Raw genomic sequence first — 637 nt, forward strand, 5'->3', positions numbered from 1 at the left:
CAAAGAACACCGTTAAGCCCTCCCAGTTATTGCGCCAAGACTTGATGACATGCGGGTACTCTTTGCCCCATACTTCATCAAAGTGCTCAAGGTTGGTCTCTGCCATCTCAAGCGTATCAGCACCGTAGATGGCCTTTAAATCAGCTGCTACGGCCTTCTTGTCCGTCCAAGGTACGAACTTCATCGAATAGCGCACCATATGCACGATACACAGCTGAACCTGAGCGTTAGGGTAGACCGTATTAATGGCATCAGGGAAGCCTTTTAGGCCGTCTACACAGGCAATAAGAATATCTTGAACCCCGCGGTTTTGTAGCTCAGTGAGAACACCAAGCCAGAATTTAGCGCCCTCGTTCTCTGATAGCCACATGCCAAGCAGCTCTTTTTTACCATCTAGAGCAACGCCTAAGGCCAGATAGATAGCTTTGTTGATGATCTGCTTGTCCTGACAAACTTTGACGACAATGCAGTCTAAGTAGACGATAGGATAGACGCTGCTCAGTGGCCGGTTCTGCCAAGCGGTGATGTCATCCAAGATGTTGTCAGTGACTCTGGAAACCAAGCTGCTTGAGATGTCGACGTCGTAGATGTCCTTGATGGTTTCGACAATCTCAGTAGTGGTTTGACCTTTGGCGTA

General features: G+C 48.5%; 1 protein-coding gene. It reads right to left on the reverse strand.

Going from position 1 to position 637, the window contains the following annotated elements:
* Positions 1-637: IS256 family transposase (locus JFC10_RS14800; protein WP_198333490.1), on the reverse strand; the 637-nt coding region annotated here is incomplete at both ends.

Source organism: Psychrobacter aquimaris (assembly GCF_016107525.1).
GTDB lineage: Bacteria > Pseudomonadota > Gammaproteobacteria > Pseudomonadales > Moraxellaceae > Psychrobacter > Psychrobacter aquimaris.